The 15,070-nt window shown below is 72.1% G+C and carries 15 protein-coding genes; 10 read left to right on the forward strand and 5 right to left on the reverse strand.

The genetic code is table 11. The features are described from left to right. Positions 1-78 precede the first annotated feature (78 nt). Entirely contained in the window at positions 79-633 is a 555-nt protein-coding gene (locus tag ABFX55_RS25990) for a CGNR zinc finger domain-containing protein (protein WP_346125150.1), read from the reverse strand. Between the two features lie 92 nt (positions 634-725). On the opposite strand from ABFX55_RS25990, the gene ABFX55_RS25995 reads away from it, so the two are divergent. From ABFX55_RS25995 to ABFX55_RS26005, 3 genes are all read left to right on the forward strand, one after another. Continuing rightward, positions 726-1,991, forward strand: coding sequence for an MFS transporter (locus ABFX55_RS25995; RefSeq protein ID WP_346125152.1), 1,266 nt, complete (start codon positions 726-728; stop codon positions 1,989-1,991). An 83-nt stretch (positions 1,992-2,074) separates the two neighbouring features. Further along, the gene (locus tag ABFX55_RS26000) at positions 2,075-2,542 is read left to right on the forward strand and encodes a DUF2243 domain-containing protein (protein WP_346125154.1); all 468 of its coding nucleotides are present in this window, start codon (positions 2,075-2,077) and stop codon (positions 2,540-2,542) included. Further along, a complete protein-coding gene (locus ABFX55_RS26005) occupies positions 2,539-3,372 on the forward strand; it encodes a cytochrome c oxidase assembly protein (protein WP_346125156.1) in 834 nt (277 codons plus the stop codon). Before ABFX55_RS26000 ends, ABFX55_RS26005 begins: the two co-directional genes overlap by 4 nt. A 35-nt stretch (positions 3,373-3,407) precedes the next feature. Here ABFX55_RS26005 and ABFX55_RS26010 read toward each other — a convergent pair whose 3' ends face one another. Next, positions 3,408-6,938 carry a protein kinase domain-containing protein gene (locus ABFX55_RS26010; protein WP_346125158.1) on the reverse strand — a complete coding sequence of 1,177 codons (3,531 nt, stop codon included), beginning with the start codon at positions 6,936-6,938 and terminating at the stop codon, positions 3,408-3,410. A gap of 200 nt (positions 6,939-7,138) precedes the next feature. On the opposite strand from ABFX55_RS26010, the gene ABFX55_RS26015 reads away from it, so the two are divergent. From ABFX55_RS26015 to ABFX55_RS26040, 6 genes are all read left to right on the forward strand, one after another. Beyond that, on the forward strand, positions 7,139-7,594 hold the full coding sequence (locus tag ABFX55_RS26015; protein ID WP_346125160.1) for a hypothetical protein: 456 nt from the start codon (positions 7,139-7,141) through the stop codon (positions 7,592-7,594). A 75-nt stretch (positions 7,595-7,669) separates the two neighbouring features. After that, complete coding sequence (locus tag ABFX55_RS26020; protein ID WP_346125162.1) at positions 7,670-8,635, forward strand: GlxA family transcriptional regulator; 966 nt, start codon at positions 7,670-7,672, stop codon at positions 8,633-8,635. Positions 8,636-8,637: 2 nt separating this feature from the next. Further along, positions 8,638-9,261: a DJ-1/PfpI family protein gene (locus ABFX55_RS26025; protein ID WP_346125164.1), complete on the forward strand. Its 624-nt coding sequence runs from the start codon at positions 8,638-8,640 to the stop codon at positions 9,259-9,261. Positions 9,262-9,622: 361 nt separating this feature from the next. After that, positions 9,623-10,024: a DUF6463 family protein gene (locus tag ABFX55_RS26030; RefSeq protein ID WP_346125166.1), complete on the forward strand. Its 402-nt coding sequence runs from the start codon at positions 9,623-9,625 to the stop codon at positions 10,022-10,024. Positions 10,025-10,052: 28 nt separating this feature from the next. Next, positions 10,053-10,679, forward strand: coding sequence for a TetR/AcrR family transcriptional regulator (locus ABFX55_RS26035; RefSeq protein ID WP_346125168.1), 627 nt, complete (start codon positions 10,053-10,055; stop codon positions 10,677-10,679). A 129-nt stretch (positions 10,680-10,808) separates the two neighbouring features. Next, positions 10,809-11,102, forward strand: a complete 294-nt coding sequence (locus tag ABFX55_RS26040) for a hypothetical protein (protein WP_346125170.1) — start codon at positions 10,809-10,811, stop codon at positions 11,100-11,102. Here the strand turns inward: ABFX55_RS26040 and ABFX55_RS26045 are convergent. From ABFX55_RS26045 to ABFX55_RS26055, 3 genes are read right to left on the reverse strand one after another with little or no spacing between them, the layout of a single operon-like run. Further along, positions 11,039-11,755 carry a YqjF family protein gene (locus tag ABFX55_RS26045; protein ID WP_346125171.1) on the reverse strand — a complete coding sequence of 239 codons (717 nt, stop codon included), beginning with the start codon at positions 11,753-11,755 and terminating at the stop codon, positions 11,039-11,041. The two genes, ABFX55_RS26040 and ABFX55_RS26045, sit on opposite strands and share 64 nt — an antisense overlap. A gap of 35 nt (positions 11,756-11,790) precedes the next feature. After that, complete coding sequence (locus tag ABFX55_RS26050; RefSeq protein ID WP_346125173.1) at positions 11,791-13,422, reverse strand: RecQ family ATP-dependent DNA helicase; 1,632 nt, start codon at positions 13,420-13,422, stop codon at positions 11,791-11,793. A 51-nt stretch (positions 13,423-13,473) separates the two neighbouring features. After that, positions 13,474-13,989 carry a hypothetical protein gene (locus tag ABFX55_RS26055; protein ID WP_346125175.1) on the reverse strand — a complete coding sequence of 172 codons (516 nt, stop codon included), beginning with the start codon at positions 13,987-13,989 and terminating at the stop codon, positions 13,474-13,476. On the opposite strand from ABFX55_RS26055, the gene ABFX55_RS26060 reads away from it, so the two are divergent. Beyond that, positions 13,988-15,013 carry a CPBP family intramembrane glutamic endopeptidase gene (locus tag ABFX55_RS26060; protein WP_346125177.1) on the forward strand — a complete coding sequence of 342 codons (1,026 nt, stop codon included), beginning with the start codon at positions 13,988-13,990 and terminating at the stop codon, positions 15,011-15,013. The genes ABFX55_RS26055 and ABFX55_RS26060 overlap by 2 nt on opposite strands. Positions 15,014-15,070 lie beyond the last annotated feature (57 nt).

Raw genomic sequence — 15,070 nt, forward strand, 5'->3', positions numbered from 1 at the left:
TTCTGGCACGGGGCCCGCACGCTGCCTGCCGGTCTCGCTGGAGCCGGAGGGTGGTCGGCGGTGCTGACGGCCTGACGATCAGGGCGTGGAGCGGGTGGCGTAGTAGCGTCGGGCCTTGTCGCGGCTGCCGCAGGAGGCCATGCTGCACCACCGGCGTCTGCCGTTCTTGCTGGTGTCGAGGAACAGCCAGCAGCACGAGGGGCATGCTCCCAGCCGCTCCAGCTGCCCGTGGGTGAGGAGTTCGACAGCCGAGGCCGCGACCTCCCAGAGGAGGATCTCCGCCGTCCGTGGCGCCTCCCATGCCAGCCGGTACCCCGCGCCGTGCGCCTCGAGGTGGCTGCGGGCGACGCCCTCGGCGTACAGGACGGCGATGGCGTCGAGGTCCTGCCGCGGCGGACCGTCCTCGTGCGCCAGCGCCTCGAACACCCTGAAGACGGCTTCGCGTAGCTCGCGGGCGGCGGGCAGCGCGGCGGCGAGGCCGCGCGGGTCCTCGATCGGACGGCCCGCGGCCTCCGCCCAGGTCGTCGCCTCCTCGGGGGTGGCCATCCAGTCCCGCCGCGCCACCGGCCTGCTGTTGACGGTGTTCGCGAAGTCAAGGCAGAGCGCGTTGCCGACCAGCTCGACAGGGGTCATGCGGCCATTCTCTCACCCTCTATCGGCTATTGACAGGTGAGATAGCCTGAGGCCGATATTACCGATCAAATGGCTTTGACAGGTGAGACTCCATGCGCGTTCTACCCGCCTCACTGGGCCGATCGTTCAACGGGCTGTGGTTCGGCACCGGGGCGGCGAACCTGGGTGACGGCATGGCCCTGTTCGTCCTGCCGCTGCTCGCCCTCGCCGTCGACGCCACACCCGGCGGCGTGGCGGCCGTGACGACGGCGCTCACCCTGGCCTGGCCGATCTTCGGGCTGCACGCCGGCTGGATCGTCGACAGGGTCGACCGCCGCGCCCTGCTGAGCGGCGTCAACATCGTCAGGGGGCTCGTGCTGGCGGGGCTCACGGCCGGCCACCTCACCGGCACGCTGTCGCTGCCGCTGCTCCTGGCCGCGGCCGTGCTGCTCGGCGTCGGCGAGACCCTGGTCGACACCGCGCTGACCTCGACCATCCCCTCGGTCGTCGAACCGGCCGGTCGTGGCAGGGCGAACGCGCGGATCGAGGCGACCATCAACGTCACCAACCAGCTGGTGGGGCCGCCGCTCGCGGGGCTGCTGGCGGGCCTCACCCTGGCCCTGGCCACGGGCGTGAGCGCGGGCCTGTACGTCCTGGCGGTCGCCGGGATCGCGGCGATGACGCTGCGCCGCCCGCCGGTCGAGCCCCTGTCACAGGAGGGCGGCCCACGGGCCGCGGGGAGCGGCGGGGTCGTCGCGGGATTCCTCCACCTGTGGCGGCAGCCGGTGGTGCGGGCGCTCACGCTGTTCACCGCCGCGATGAACGTGGTCTGGGCGGCCGCGACCGCGCTGCTCGTCGTCTACGCCGTGCGTCCAGGCCCGCTCGGTCTCACCGCCGCCCAGTACGGCCTGCTGCTGACCGCGATGGCCGTCGGAGGACTGCTCGCCTCGATGGTGGTCGAGCGGCTGTGGCGGCGGTTCGGCGTGACCACGCTGCTGATCGCGGACGCCGTCGGCACCGTCCTGCTGGTGGCGCCGGTGGCCTTCGACGCTCCGGTGTGGGCCGTGGCAGCGGGTGCGGTGGTCGCGGGAGCCGGCTCGAGCATCTGGCGGATCCTGGTCGCCACGATCCGGCAGAACCTGTCACCGCCGGATCTGTTGGGGCGCATCTACTCGGCGTCGCGGGTGCTCAGCTGGGGCGTCATCCCGGTCAGCGCCGCTTTGGCCGGGGTGGGCGCGGAGCTGTTCGACGTGCGGACGGTGTTCGCCGTCGCCACCGGGCTGGCGCTGCTCATCCTGGCCGTCTTCGTGCCGTTCGCCCGCCGTACGGACCTGTCGGCCGCCATGGAAGCGGGCCAGGAGCACCGGGCCCTCGCCTGAGGCGGGAGCGAGTGATCGCCTTCGTGAGGGGTAGGCCAGACTCGGGATCGGGCCTCGGGGGAAGGACCATCACGATCGTGGGTGTGCCGCGCTCTTCGCCGCAGTCCGGGCGGTCGACGGCGGCCGCGGCGTTGATCGGGGTGGCGGTGATGGCGGCGGTCGACGAGATCGTCTTCCACCAGCTCCTGGGCTGGCATCACTTCTACGACCGCTCCACCCCCGCGGTCGGACTGCTGTCGGACGGCCTGCTGCACACCGCCGAACTGCTCGCCCTGGTGGCCGGGTTCGTGATGTGGGCCGATCTGCGTCGCCGCCGCGCGCTGTCACCGGGCCACGCCTGGGCCGGGCTGCTGCTGGGGCTGGGCGGTTTCCAACTGTTCGACGGCCTGGTCGACCACAAGGTGCTGCGGGTGCACCAGATCCGGTACGGGGTCGAGCTGTTGCCGTACGACCTGGCATGGAACGCCGCGGGCGCGGTCCTGCTGCTCATCGGCGCCGGGCTGGCTCTCAGGGCCCGGCGCGCGCCGGGCCCGAAGGACACCGAGGGGTGACGGCGCACGAGCACGCCTCCGCCTGGCTGGACGCCTGGCAGGTGGCGGCAGCGGTCACCGGCCTGCTGGCGGTCGCCCTCTACCTGGCGGCGGCGCGACGGCTGCGCCGCAGGGGCGACGCCTGGTCGTGGCGGCGAACCGCCTGGTTCACCGCCGGCGGCCTGTCCCTGGTGGCCGCCGCCACGCTGGAACCGCCAGGGGAGCCGTTCACCGCTCACATGGCCCAGCACCTGGTCGCGGGGATGGCCGCTCCGCTGCTGATGGCGCTGGGACGCCCGTTGACGCTGGCGCTGCGGGCGCTGCGGCCCGGTGCCCCGCGGCGCGGGCTGCTGGCGATGGCGCATTCACGTCCGGCGTCGTGGCTGGTCTTCCCGCCGACGGCGGCGGTGCTGGATCTGGGCGGGCTGTGGATGCTGTACCGCACGCCGCTGCTCGCCGCCGCCCACGAGCGGCCATGGCTGCACGCCGCCGTCCACGTCCACGTCGTGGCGGCCGGCTTCCTGCTGGCCTTCTCCGTCTGTCAGCTCGACCCGCTGCGCAGGCGCTGGAGCCTGCCGTGGCGCGCGGCCACGCTGCTCGCGGCGGGGGCCGCTCACGCCGTCCTGGCCAAGACCCTGTACGCCGCTCCCCCGCCCGGCACCGGCTTCGCCGTCCCCGATCTGCGCACCGGCGCCCAGCTGATGTACTACGGCGGCGATCTGGTCGAACTCGGCCTGGCCGCCGTGCTGGCCGTCCAGTGGTACACCGTCACAGGGCGTGCCCGCGCCCGCGCCCTCCGCCGGGCTCGACTCCTCGAAGCGCCTGTCACCCCGCCTTTCACGAGTCGCTGAAGGCGGGCTCAGGGCGGCGGCGTCGGCCCGTGCGGTCAGCCGCACACCTCGACCGCGGGGACGTCCGGCAGGTGGGCCGCCCACTCCTGCTCGGTGAGCGTTCTGCCGGATCGGCCGCAGAGGGCGTCGGCGACGGCCGACGCCGCGACGGGGTATTCGTGCCGCCCACCGTACTGGTCGAAGGTGATCAACCTGGCGCCGTCGGAGGTGAAGGCCGCCCGCTGGACGGTCCCCCGATCGTCGTCCACCACCGCGCCGACCGGCTGTCCCAGCGCCAGGTCGTAGAGACGGAGCCGGCCGTCACCGCCGACGACGGCGGCCAGGTCCTCGGTCGGTGACACCGCGATCGGCGCCGTGGGGGCGCCGGAGGCGCCCCTGATGACCGTCCGGGGCGAGCCCTCGTGGTTCCAGACCGTGAGACGTCCTCTGCTGTCCGCGGTGACGAGATCTCCCGCGCGGGTGAACACGGCGAAGACGAGGCTGGTCGCCCTGCCGGTGGCGACCAGCGCGCTCCCTGTGGGCTTGCCCGTCGCGGCGTCCAGCAGGCCTGAGCGCTGCGCCAGCACCGCGAGCCTGGACCCGTCGCGGGCGAAGGCGACGTCCTTCAGCTCGTTCAGCTTGGCCGACCACAGCGCGCGGCCTGCCTTCCAGTCCCAGAGCTGGAGCGTGGACTTCGTCGAGTCGTCCGACAGCTGCAGATGCACCGCGACCTTGCCGCCGTCAGGGCTGAAGCCGAGCAGGAAGGCCTGGCCGCTCTCGCTCAGGGTGAGCCGCTTGATCTCCTTACCGCTCGCGGTGTCGTAGACCCGGAGGCGGGTGGTGTTCTCCACGTCGTCGGACAAGGCGCCGGAGATCTCGAAGGTGGCCAGGGCGACCTGCTTTCCGTCAGGGCTGAAGGCCGCGCCGAGGTAGTCGAGCTCGCCGGTGGGCCCGCCGCGCAGCAGCGGTCTGCGTCTGCCCGCACCGTTGAGGTAGGCGGCGTCGGCGGCGGTGTCGCTGCTGCGCAGCTCAAGGCTCTGGGCGCCGTCCTGGCTGATCGCCGCAGTGGTCGACTCGGGGTCGGCCGGGGTGGTGAGCGCCGAGTAGTCGAGGAAGAACACGCGGTCCTCGCTGAGGTAGCGCAGCGTCTTCCCGTCGGGGTCGAATCGCGGCTGCGGTGACATCGCACTGGCCGCCCACTGGTTGGGGTCGGGGGCGGAGCTGACGGTGAGCGTGGTGAGAAGCATGCCCTCACCCCAGAGCTGGATCTCGTCGTCCGTCGCCGAAGCGAACAGCTTCTCGTCAGGGCTGAAGACCAGGCTTCCCTGGTTCCATCGGTCGACGCCGCTGTCGATCAAGGAGTCGATCGTGAACACCGTCGGGTCCGACAGGTCCGCCGTGCCGAGCCGCCCTCCGGGCAGCACCTCGACCAGCCAGCCCTTCTTGGTGACGGCCGGCGGGTCGGGGCAGTGCTTGCACGCTTCCTGCGCGGGCCTGGTCCCGGTGCGTCTCAGGCTGGGCAGCGCGAACCTGGCGATCGTCCTGTCGTCGTGGCGCAGGTAGAGCGCGGACCCGTCCGGAGTCATCGCGCCGCTGCCCACGCCGGGATAGGCCGCGGTCCTGCCCGTCTCGAGGTCCCAGAGCGTGAGGGTCTCCCGCTCGAGCAGCACGTAGCGGTCGACCGTGCCGAACATGACGGCGGCCAGGTCGAACTGGTCGCCTCCGAGGGCGGTGCGGAACGGCCACGCGCGTCTGACCTTGCCCGTCTTGACCTCCCACGCATGGACGCCCCTGCTGGTCAGGACCACCAGCACCTGGCCCGACGGGCTCAGCGCCACGTCGATCGGCGTGCCCTTGACGCCGAGCTTCACGCTTCCGACCTGACGGCGGCCGACCACGTCCCACAGGCGCGCCTCGTTCGCGCTGACGCTGACCAGGGTCCTGCTGTCGGCGCTGAGCGTGCGGATCGTCTCGGGTTCGGTCGCGGGGTCCTGGAACATGGCGGTCTCGCGCTTGGCGAGGGAGTCGTTCATGGCCTTGCGGGTCTGAGGGGTCGGGTGGAGCCGCCAGGCCGCGACGCTCAGCAGCCCGCCGAGCCCTGGATCGGTGGCGCGGATCGTCCCCGCGGCCGCCGCGATCCTGGCCGCCTCCGCGGCCCTGAACCGGTCGTCGGCCACCTTGCCCTGCCAGAGCGCCACCCCTGTGGCGGCCAGCGAGACCACCAACAGGACGGCCAGGCTCATCGACAGCAGCCTGGTCCTGCGCGCCCTGCGGCGGCCCAGCGCGGCCCCCGCGTCGAGGAAGTCCCGCTCGAACCTGGCCAGCGTGATGTCCTTGCGGCCGGTGGCCGCCCACTGCAGCGCGTTCTCCAGCGAGTGCCCCGCGAACAGGTCGCCGTCGCGCCTGCCGCGGTCGTCCCACCGCCTGGCGGCGGCCAGGATGTCGCGGTGGGCGGCGAGGCCGTCCCTGTTCATCTCGATCCAGCGGCGGAACCTGGGCCAGGCGTGCGGCAGCGCGGGCCTGGCCAGCCGTACCTCGTCGCCGCTGGTCTCCAGGAGGTAGCCGAACACCCGCAGGACGCCCTGCGCCTCGGCGAACTCGCTCAGACGCGCGCGCCGTACGGACAGCTCGCCCTCCTCGTCCACCGTGACCAGCCGCAGGAAGACCTGCGCGGCCAGTTCGCGGTCGGCGGGGCTCAGCATGCCGTACGCCTCCTCCGCGAGCGGGCCGAGGCCGGGATCACGGGCGTCCGTGGTGAGCTGTGCGGCCCTGCCGCCTTCGGCCAGCAGCCTGGCGGTGTCGAGCTGGCCGTCGCCGCTGATCAGGGCGAGCAGCAGGGCGCGGGCCGTGGGCCGCAGCAGCGGGTCCTTGCGCAGCGCGGCGTGGACCAGCGGCCTGAGCGACTCGGGCAGGCAGGTGAGGTCGGGCTCGACCGACATGACCTGGTGCATGACGGCACCGAGCGTCTCGGCCTTGAACGGATCCCTGCCCGTCGCGGCGAAGAGCATGATCCCGCCCCACGCGAACACGTCGGCGGGCGCCCCCGCCCGCTCGCCCGTGAACACCTCGGGCGCCATGTAGGTGGGTGTCCCTGAGATCAGGCCTGTCGCGGTCAGCGACATCTCCAGCGTGCGCGCCAGCCCGAAGTCGATCACCCTCGGACCGTCGGGACCGAGCAGCACGTTGTCGGGCTTCATGTCCCGATGGATCACGCCCGCGTCATGGATGGCGGTCAGCGCGGTGGCGATGCCGGTCGCGAGCCTGTGCAGGTCTCCCGCGGTGAAGACCCTGCCGCCTCGTACCGCGCCGCCCAGGCTGGGACCTTCCACGTACTCACTGACCAGGTACGGCCTGGGCCCGGTGAGGTCGGCCTCGATCACGCCCGCCGTGCAGAAGGAGGAGACCCTGCGGGCCGCGGTGACCTCGCGCTGCAGCAGGCTCACGTCGACGCCGTGCAGCATCTTGACCGCCACCCGGCGCCCATCCTGGTCGTACGCCTCGTAGACCACGCCTTGACCGCCCGCGCCCAGCCGCCCGGCGAGCCAGTAGTCCCCGATTCGCAGCGGATCTCCCGCAACAAGTGTCACAGGATCTTGGATGGAAAGCATCGCGACAAAGTTCGCGTATCACCCGTATTGCTGGGTCTGCCGTGGTTGATGGTGTCAGGTGACGCCGAGGCCCGCCGACGACGCCGACCCGGTCGTACCAGAACTCTCCCCCGCGAGAGGGAGCCTCGTCGCTCACGATGGGGAGGCCCCATGAGGGCGCGGCTGCCAGCCTTGACGGCATGACGATGTGGATCGGGCGACGGGCGGGATGGGCGGCGATCGGCTGGACGCTGCTCTACGTGGTGTCGAAGGCGCTCTTCGCGCTCGACGGGCGTCTCGGCGTCACCGGCGGGCCTCGGGTGCTCCCCGACGCCTACCGCGACTACGGGCCGGGCGCGGTCGCGCAGGCTCAGTGGGCCAACGCCGCGTCAGGAGCGCTCATCATCGGGCTGCTGCTGGCGTCCTTCCTGCCGATCCGTCGTCCGCTGCCGCGACGGGCGCTGATCGTGATGCTGTGGGTCTGCGTCGCCATGGCCGCGGCGGGCGCGGTCGGCATGCTGGGCGGGGCCGTGCTGACCGGCAGAGGCGGCGCCGTCTTCGGCGGCTACTGCGCGGTCTGGGCGCTCCTCCTGACGACCGCGACCCTCGCCTTCCACCGCCGTACAGCCGTGCCCCGGCGGGCGGACGCGTCGTGAAGAAGCGACGCATGGCCGGATATGCAATCTTCGTGTCATTGACGCCATAGCGCCTTGCTGACCAGCATGAAAGACATGCAGCGACGTGTCGTCATGGTGATCTTCGAAGGGTTCCAGCTGCTCGACATGGCCGGGCCCGCCGACGTGTTCGCCATGGCGGCGCTGCTGAGCGGCGAAGGCGATTATCAGGTCGAGGTGACCTCCCTGCGGGAGGGGAACGTCCGCGCGGTCAACGGGATCGCCGTCGCCGTCGACACGCCGCTCGCCCACGTCACGGGGCCCATCGACACGCTCGTGGTCGTCGGCGGATGGGCCGCCATGGAGCTCCTCGCGGACAGGGAGCTCGTCGACGGCATCGCGCGCCTGGCCGGTTCGTCCCGCCGGGTCACGTCCGTGTGCAGCGGGGCCCTGTTGCTGGCCGAGGCGGGGCTGCTGGACGGCATGCGCGCGACCACCCACTGGCTGGCCGCCGACGAGCTGCGCGGCAGGTATCCGCGCGTCGAGGTGGACTCCGACCCCATCTACGTCAAGGAGGGTCAGGTCTGGACCTCGGCCGGCGTGACCGCGGGCATCGACCTGGCCCTCGCGCTCGTGGCCGAGGACCACGGGCACGCGCTCGCCAGGGACGTGGCCTGCGCGCTGGTCGTCTACCTGCACAGGCCAGGCGGGCAGAGCCAGTTCAGCGTGCCGATGAACGCGCTGCCCCCGCGCAGCGAGCCGTTGCGCGAGCTGCAGGCGTTCATCGACGCCAACCCCGCCGACGACCTGAGCGTGCCCGCGCTCGCCCGGCACGCGGGGATGAGCGAGCGGCACTTCTCCCGCGTCTTCACCGAGCAGTCCGGCGTGTCTCCTGGCCGCTACGTCGAGCTCAGCAGGGCCGACGCGGCCAGGCGGCTGCTGGAGACGACCGACCACCCGCTCGAACGCGTGGCGAGGGAGGCGGGCCTCGGCACGCCGGAGACCCTCTATCGCGTCTTCCGCCGCCACTGGCGGATCTCACCGGGCGACTACCGTCGCCGATTCCAGGCAAAGGAGAGCTGACCATGCAGGTCGCCATCCCGCTGTATCCGCGTTTCACCGCGCTCGACGCTGTCGGGCCGTACACCGTGCTGGCCTTCGCCCCCGGCTTCACCGTCACGTTCGTCGCCGCCGAGCCAGGGCCCGTCACCGATGACAAGGGCGGCCTCACCCTCGAGGCGACGGCGAGCTACGCGAGCATTCCCAGGCCCGACGTGATCCTGGTGCCGGGCGGCATCGGGACCTTCGACGCGCTCGCCGACCAGGCGCTGCTCGACTGGATCACCCAGGCGCACCCGCACAGCCGGTGGACGACCTCGGTCTGCAGCGGAGCCCTCCTGCTGGGCGCCGCCGGGCTGCTCGACGGCAGGAAGGCCACCACGCACTGGGCCCTGCTCGAGCACCTGGCCACGTACGGCGCCGAGCCGGTGAGCGAGCGGACGGTGGTGGAGGGCAAGATCGTGACGGCGGCCGGGGTCTCGGCGGGGATCGACATGGCGCTCACCCTGCTCGCCCAGGCCAGTGACGTGGAGACGGCGCAGGCCGTCCAGCTGGCCATCGAGTACGACCCGCAGCCGCCGTTCAACGCCGGCTCGCCCAGGACCGCCCCCGCGGGGCTGGCCGAGCGGGCCATCCAACTGATCGTCTAGGAGGCGCCCTGATCGAGGAGCGCGATGCCGCGCTCCGCCCAGAGCGCCCGCGAGGCCGCCTCAGGGTCGGAGACGTCCGAGGGCTCCAGGTCGAACAGGTGGGTGGTGGCCGTCAGCGAGTCGTAGGCGGGCCAGCCCGGGTCGCCGGTGGCGGCGAAGCGGGTCCACGCCGTGCGGAACTGCCTGGACAGACGCCCTTGAACGCGGTGACGCCGTCGTCGTGCAGGCCCCGGATCTTCCCTGTCGTGATCATCGTCATGCGGCCGAACGCACCATACGGCATGGCATGCACCCGAGGCGGGATCACTGTGGCATTATGGAACCGCCGGTTCCGATACATTCAGTTCCGTAAGGAGCGCACATGGCCGCCCCCGCCCTCTCCCCGCTACGCCACGTCGTCCTCGCCGGTCGGATCATCGCCTTTCTGGGCCTGCTGCACCTGGTCATGACCCTGGCCTTCAACCTCCACCGCCTGCCCGCCTGGCTCACCCTGGGGCTGTGGTTTCCCGCCAACGGCCTGAGCGAGCTCCCTCCGGACGCGGGCGCCTTCTGGCTGACGATCGGCTCCTTCGGCCTGCCGCTGCTCCTGCTGGGACTGCTGATCACCTGGCTCGGCCGCAGGGACGTCACTCCCCCTGCGTTCGCGGCATGGGCGCTCGGCGCGTGGGGCACGCTCCTCGCGGTCCTGTTCGAGCCTTCGCCGGCGATCCTCCTCTGGCTGCCCGCGGCCCTCCTCCTCGTCGCCGCCAGGAGGCAGGCATGACCATGACCTCCGTACGGCAGGGCGCGCCATGAGCGCCGAAGGCCAGCGCGCAGGGCGGCCGAGGGACAGCAGGGTCGACGCGTCCATCCTGGCGGCCACGAGGGAGGTCCTCGCCGAGACCGGGTACGCCCGCCTCACGGTGGACGCCGTCGCCGGCAGGGCCGGCGTCGGAAAGGCCGCCATCTACCGCCGCCACGCCACCAAGCAGGAGATGGTGTTCGCCGCCACCGTCCACACCATGGCGCTGCCCGCTCCCGCCGACACGGGCGCCTTCACCACCGACATGGCCGCGCTGATCGACGACGTGCTCGCCACGCTCGGCAATCCCGTCGCCCTCGTCACGGTTCCCGGCCTGCTCGCCGAGATCACCGCGGACGCCGACCTGACGGTCAGGTTCCAGCAGACCTTCATGGAGCGGCAGCGCGACTGCGTCAGGGCGGTGCTGGACCGCGCCGTCCAGCGGGGCGAGCTGGACGAGCCGCCCGAGCTGGACCTGGTGCACGCCATGCTGGTCGGCCCCGTCTTCGCCTGGCTGTTCATGATCCGCGGCCAGAGTCCCGAGGTCTTCGCCCGCGATCTGGCCGCCCGGCTGACGTCGGCGTTCACCGGGCCTTCGCCGTCAAGCCCTGCTCTGGTCCATCTGAAATCACGGTAAATACGCTCAATGCCAGAAAAAGGCGTTTTATGGTGCTAAGAGCGGGATCAGGGCTGGCGAGGAGTCCGAAGTGCTCTGTCGCGGTCCCTGGTGCCGGGCGACATCAGCTCGAAGCGAAAGTCGGTGACCATGGCCACCACGCTGAGCAGGGCCGACGACTACAGGGCCCTGGTGGAGAAGTTGCGGGACGTCTACCCGGCCGTCGAGAGCCGGCTGGTGTCGACGTCGGTGGCGATCGCCGCCGACTGCGCCAGGCATGTGGGCTGCACGCCGACCGAGGAGATCGTGGAGCGCCTGGCGGTCGAGTACCTGCGCGCCAGGGTCGCCACGCTCGCGACCCTGCCAGCCGGGCGACCGCGTCACCAGCTCCACAGGCCGACCCGTACGGGCACCCCCGGCGAGGCGTGCAGAAGAGGGGCCTGATCGGGGGCGGGCAGCCCCGCCACCCGGACCAGGTCCTGGTCCAGGCCGGCCAGACGGGCGTGCCGCAGCGGCCACGGGGGGTGTTCGACCTCGGCGGAGGCCGGCCGGCCCGCCACGACCGTGAACAGCCGAAAGCGGGCGGTCAGGAAGTGCGCGAGTTCGTCGAGCTCGCCCTCCGCCAGGTCAGGGCCCGTTTCGACGTCCACGTCGCAGCGCGCGCCGCTGGGTCCTGGCCAGCGCCTTCTCGATCTGTACCGCCGGAGTGAGCCGTCCGTCCGCACGGACATGTCCGACCAGAAGTAGGGCAGCCAGTAGCCGGCGCGTCCGCCGAGGGCGGCGGGCAGCCGCCCCGCCTCCATCGACAGGAACCAGATCCCGCTGCGTCCGCGAGCGTCGCGGACGTAGGTGCGCAGGTTCGTCTCGGGGAAGCGCGACAGCCATGGCAGGGCGGGCGTGCCCGGCACCCTCACGCCCTCCATGAGGAGGGGCGTCAGCCCGACCCAGGCGGTGCCGTCGAAGGTCTCGACCGTCAGGCAGCCGGGCACCAGGGCCTGGACGACATCGGCGGGAAAGCGCCAGTGGACGAAGGTGATGTCCGACCAGCGGTGGTACATCACCGGCCTGGCGACTCTCGGGGAGGCGGGTGCTCGCATCAGGTGCTCCTGTCCTCGGGGGGCCTGACCTGCTCCTACGAACGCCCTTCCGCGCCCGTCTCGGTGAGGAGGCGCTGCTCGAGCACCGCCTCGAGCGACAGCTCCCGGTAGCCGGCCTCCTGGAAGAGCACCGTCAGCCTGTCCTCGCCGCGCTGGATGACCTGGCCGTGGCCCCAGGTCTCGTGCTCCACCTGGGCGTGCACGCGGAAGGGGCCCTCCCCGTTCGCCGGCTGGTCGGCGGTCCCTGCCCGGCACGTGTCGCAGTTGCCGCAGGGTTCGGCGAGCTCCTCGCCGAAGTACCCGAGCAGGAAGCGGCGGCGGCATTCCTCGGTCTCGGCGTAGCGGCGCATCATCTCCAGCCGGGTCCTTTCGACGTCGCGACGGCGCTCGGCCAGCCGCATGGCCAGCTCCGCGGCGGCGTGCGGGTCAGGCGCTCCAGGGACGGGAGACACCCTGCGCGTGCCCAGCCGTACGGCGCCGGCCCTTTCCAGCAGGTCGAGCAGTGAGGTCAGCCGCCGTGGCGACAGCTCGGTCCGCTCCCGCAGCTGCTTGCGGTCGGTGCAGGGGCCCGACGCCGCGACGGCCTCGGCCAGCCGCTCGAGCGTCTCGGGATCGGGCAGGGCGCCGGTGAAGAAGCGGTGCAGACCGAGATCCTCAGGCCGGTAGAACAGCACCGCCCTGGCCGCCTCGCCGTCCCTGCCCGCCCTGCCGATCTCCTGGTAGTAGGAGTCGGGCGAGCCCGGAACCTCCGCGTGATGGACGAACCGCACGTCCGGCTTGTCGATGCCCATGCCGAACGCGTTGGTCGAGACCACGACGTCCAGCTCGCCGCTCATGAACCTGCCGTGCACCTCGTCACGCTCGGCCCGCCGCAACCCCGCGTGGTAGGCCTCGGCCCTGAGGCCCGCCTCGGTCAGCATCCCCGCCAGACGGCCCGTCTGCCTGCGCGAGGCCGTGTAGACGATGCCGGGGAGCGCCTCCTGCGCGACCGCCGCGACGAGCTCGGCTGCGGGGTCGTCGAGCATCCTGCGCACCGTGAGCGAGATGTTGGGGCGGTCGAAGCCCTGCACGATCTCCAGAGGCTCGCGCATGCCGAGCCTGTCGACGATCTCCGCGCGCACGGGCGGCGCCGCGGTGGCCGTCAGAGCGGCGATCACCGGACGGCCCAGCGCCTCGGCCACCGCCCCAAGCCGCAGGTAGTCGGGGCGGAAGTCGTGACCCCACGAGGAGACGCAGTGCGCCTCGTCCACCACCATCAGCGAGGGGGAGGCCGCCGCCAGTTCGCGCACAACGTCGGGGCGGGCCAGCTGCTCCGGCGCGCAGAACAGGAACTCCGTCTCCCCCGCGCGCAGCGCCTCGAAGGCCTCCGACCGCCTGCGCGCGGGCGTGCCCGCGTCCAGGCTCACCGCCTCCTCGTCACGGCGGCGCAGGCTCTCCACCTGGTCGCGTTGCAGGGCGATCAGCGGTGAGACCACGAGCGTGGGCCCCGGCAGCAGCAGCGCGGGCACCTGATAGATCGCCGACTTGCCGGCCCCCGTCGGCATCACCACCAGCGTGTCCCTGCCCTCGGCCAGCGCCGTCATGGCCGCCAGCTGGCCAGGACGCAGATCGGTCAGGCCGAGGACGCGCCTGGCCGCCCGTTCGCACTTCGCACCCGCATCCCGCATCGAACCTCCTCGTCAGAGAGGTCCTTCCTGCCCAGGCAGCCACCCGGCATGTCAGCCGCTCTCCCACTCCTCCGCCTCCAGCGCACGGCGGACCTTCGCCGCCCTGTCGTCGTCCCACTCGATGCCGGGGTCGGGTTCGAGGAAGGCGAAGAGGGTGGTGGCGATGCCGAGGGAGGGCAGCGACCACTCGGCCGCCTCTGCGCCGCCGAAGGGAGCGGCGCTCACGCGGCGGGTCGCCACGTCGGGGGTGCTGAGCGCGGTCGTGACGAGCCCCCGCAGGGTGGCGCCCGTCAGCAGCGCCACCGTCTCGAACGTGACTCCCGCGTCCGGTCGCAACCGGTAGCCCAGCAGCGCGGTGAGCCGCTCGTAGGCAGCCGCGATCCCGGCGACGAAGTTCTGCTCGGAACGGGCGAGGACCTCGCCCACCTCCTCGCGCAGCTCTCCGTCGGGCAGGCCCTGGAAGGTGGCGTGCAGGGCCAGGTAGGTGCGCCACTCCGTCGAACCGTGGATGCTCAGGAAGTCCTGGAGGGCTCCCTCGCGCACCAGCTCAAAGGAAGCGCACAGCATGTCGCGGTTCTTCGCCCTGGTTTTCGCGCTGGCCGTCCCGTTCTGGGTCGTGGGAGCGTTCGCGGGGAACCTGCCAGGCACTCCCATGAACCTGCCGGTGGGCGCGCTGATGTTTGCGTGCCCGCTCGTCGCGGCGGCGATCCTCCTGCGGCGGCGGGACGGGCCAGGCTCGACGCGCCGGCTGCTGAGGAGGGCCTTCGCCGTGAGGGGCATGCGGCGCACGCGCTGGCCCGCCGCAGCCTTCCTGCTGGTGCCCGCCATCGAACTGCCCGCCTACGGGCTGGCCCTGGCAGGAGGCCCGCTCGAAGGGGAGCACGTGTCACCGCTGGCCACTCCGTTGCTGTTCGCGGTGTTCTTCGTGGCCGCCGCCTGTGAGGAGGCGGGCTGGATGGGCTATGCCGCCGGCCCTCTGCAGGCGCGGTGGGGCGCGCTCGGCGCGGGCCTGGTTCTCGGCATGGTGTGGGGAATCTGGCACGTGGTTCCGCTGCTGCAGGCCGGCCGCTCTCCCGCCTGGATCGCCTCGTGGTTCGTCGGCACGGTGGCGGCGCGCGTCATCATGGTCTGGCTCTACAACGGCACAGGCGCGAGCGTACTGTCGGCGATCGTCTTCCACGCGATGCTCAACGTGGTGCCGTCGCTGCTGCCCGGCTACGCCACCGGCGAGACCCTCATCGCCTGCTCCGCCCTGGTCACCGCGCTCGTCGCCACGGCGTTGACCACCCTGGCCCCACCGGCGCGGGCGAGCGCGCTCACCTCGACCCGTCGAGATAGGCCAGGACGGCCAGCACGCGGCGGTTGTGGTCGTCGGAGGCCGCCAGGCCGAGCTGCCTTCCTGACCTCGAACGCCTTCACCGTCTACGTCATCCACGCGCCCGTGCTCGTCGCCGTCTCCGTGGCGCCGGCCAACCTGCGCGTCGACCCGGTCGCCAAGTTCGCCGTCGTCTCGGTCATCGCGCTGCCCGCCTGCTGGGGCCTGGCCCATCTGCTCCGCAAGGCGCTTCCCCGCCGCGCGGACCGGCCATAACCAATGGTTATGACAAGGGGTCTTGGACAGCGCCGCCGAGACCGGCCGAGCATGAAC

This window comes from Nonomuraea roseola (assembly GCF_039535395.1).
GTDB lineage: Bacteria > Actinomycetota > Actinomycetes > Streptosporangiales > Streptosporangiaceae > Nonomuraea > Nonomuraea roseola.

What these genes read in the sequence shown, in the direction of transcription:
- ABFX55_RS25990 (WP_346125150.1), bottom strand. Translation starts at nt 633, where the DNA reads ATGACCCCTGTCGAGCTGGTCGGCAACGCGCTCTGCCTTGACTTCGCG.
- ABFX55_RS25995 (WP_346125152.1), top strand. Translation starts at nt 726, where the DNA reads ATGCGCGTTCTACCCGCCTCACTGGGCCGATCGTTCAACGGGCTGTGG.
- ABFX55_RS26015 (WP_346125160.1), top strand. Translation starts at nt 7,139, where the DNA reads ATGACGATGTGGATCGGGCGACGGGCGGGATGGGCGGCGATCGGCTGG.
- ABFX55_RS26020 (WP_346125162.1), top strand. Translation starts at nt 7,670, where the DNA reads ATGCAGCGACGTGTCGTCATGGTGATCTTCGAAGGGTTCCAGCTGCTC.
- ABFX55_RS26025 (WP_346125164.1), top strand. Translation starts at nt 8,638, where the DNA reads ATGCAGGTCGCCATCCCGCTGTATCCGCGTTTCACCGCGCTCGACGCT.
- ABFX55_RS26030 (WP_346125166.1), top strand. Translation starts at nt 9,623, where the DNA reads ATGGCCGCCCCCGCCCTCTCCCCGCTACGCCACGTCGTCCTCGCCGGT.
- ABFX55_RS26035 (WP_346125168.1), top strand. Translation starts at nt 10,053, where the DNA reads ATGAGCGCCGAAGGCCAGCGCGCAGGGCGGCCGAGGGACAGCAGGGTC.
- ABFX55_RS26040 (WP_346125170.1), top strand. Translation starts at nt 10,809, where the DNA reads ATGGCCACCACGCTGAGCAGGGCCGACGACTACAGGGCCCTGGTGGAG.
- ABFX55_RS26045 (WP_346125171.1), bottom strand. Translation starts at nt 11,755, where the DNA reads ATGCGAGCACCCGCCTCCCCGAGAGTCGCCAGGCCGGTGATGTACCAC.
- ABFX55_RS26050 (WP_346125173.1), bottom strand. Translation starts at nt 13,422, where the DNA reads ATGCGGGATGCGGGTGCGAAGTGCGAACGGGCGGCCAGGCGCGTCCTC.
- ABFX55_RS26060 (WP_346125177.1), top strand. Translation starts at nt 13,988, where the DNA reads ATGTCGCGGTTCTTCGCCCTGGTTTTCGCGCTGGCCGTCCCGTTCTGG.
- ABFX55_RS26055 (WP_346125175.1), bottom strand. Translation starts at nt 13,989, where the DNA reads ATGCTGTGCGCTTCCTTTGAGCTGGTGCGCGAGGGAGCCCTCCAGGAC.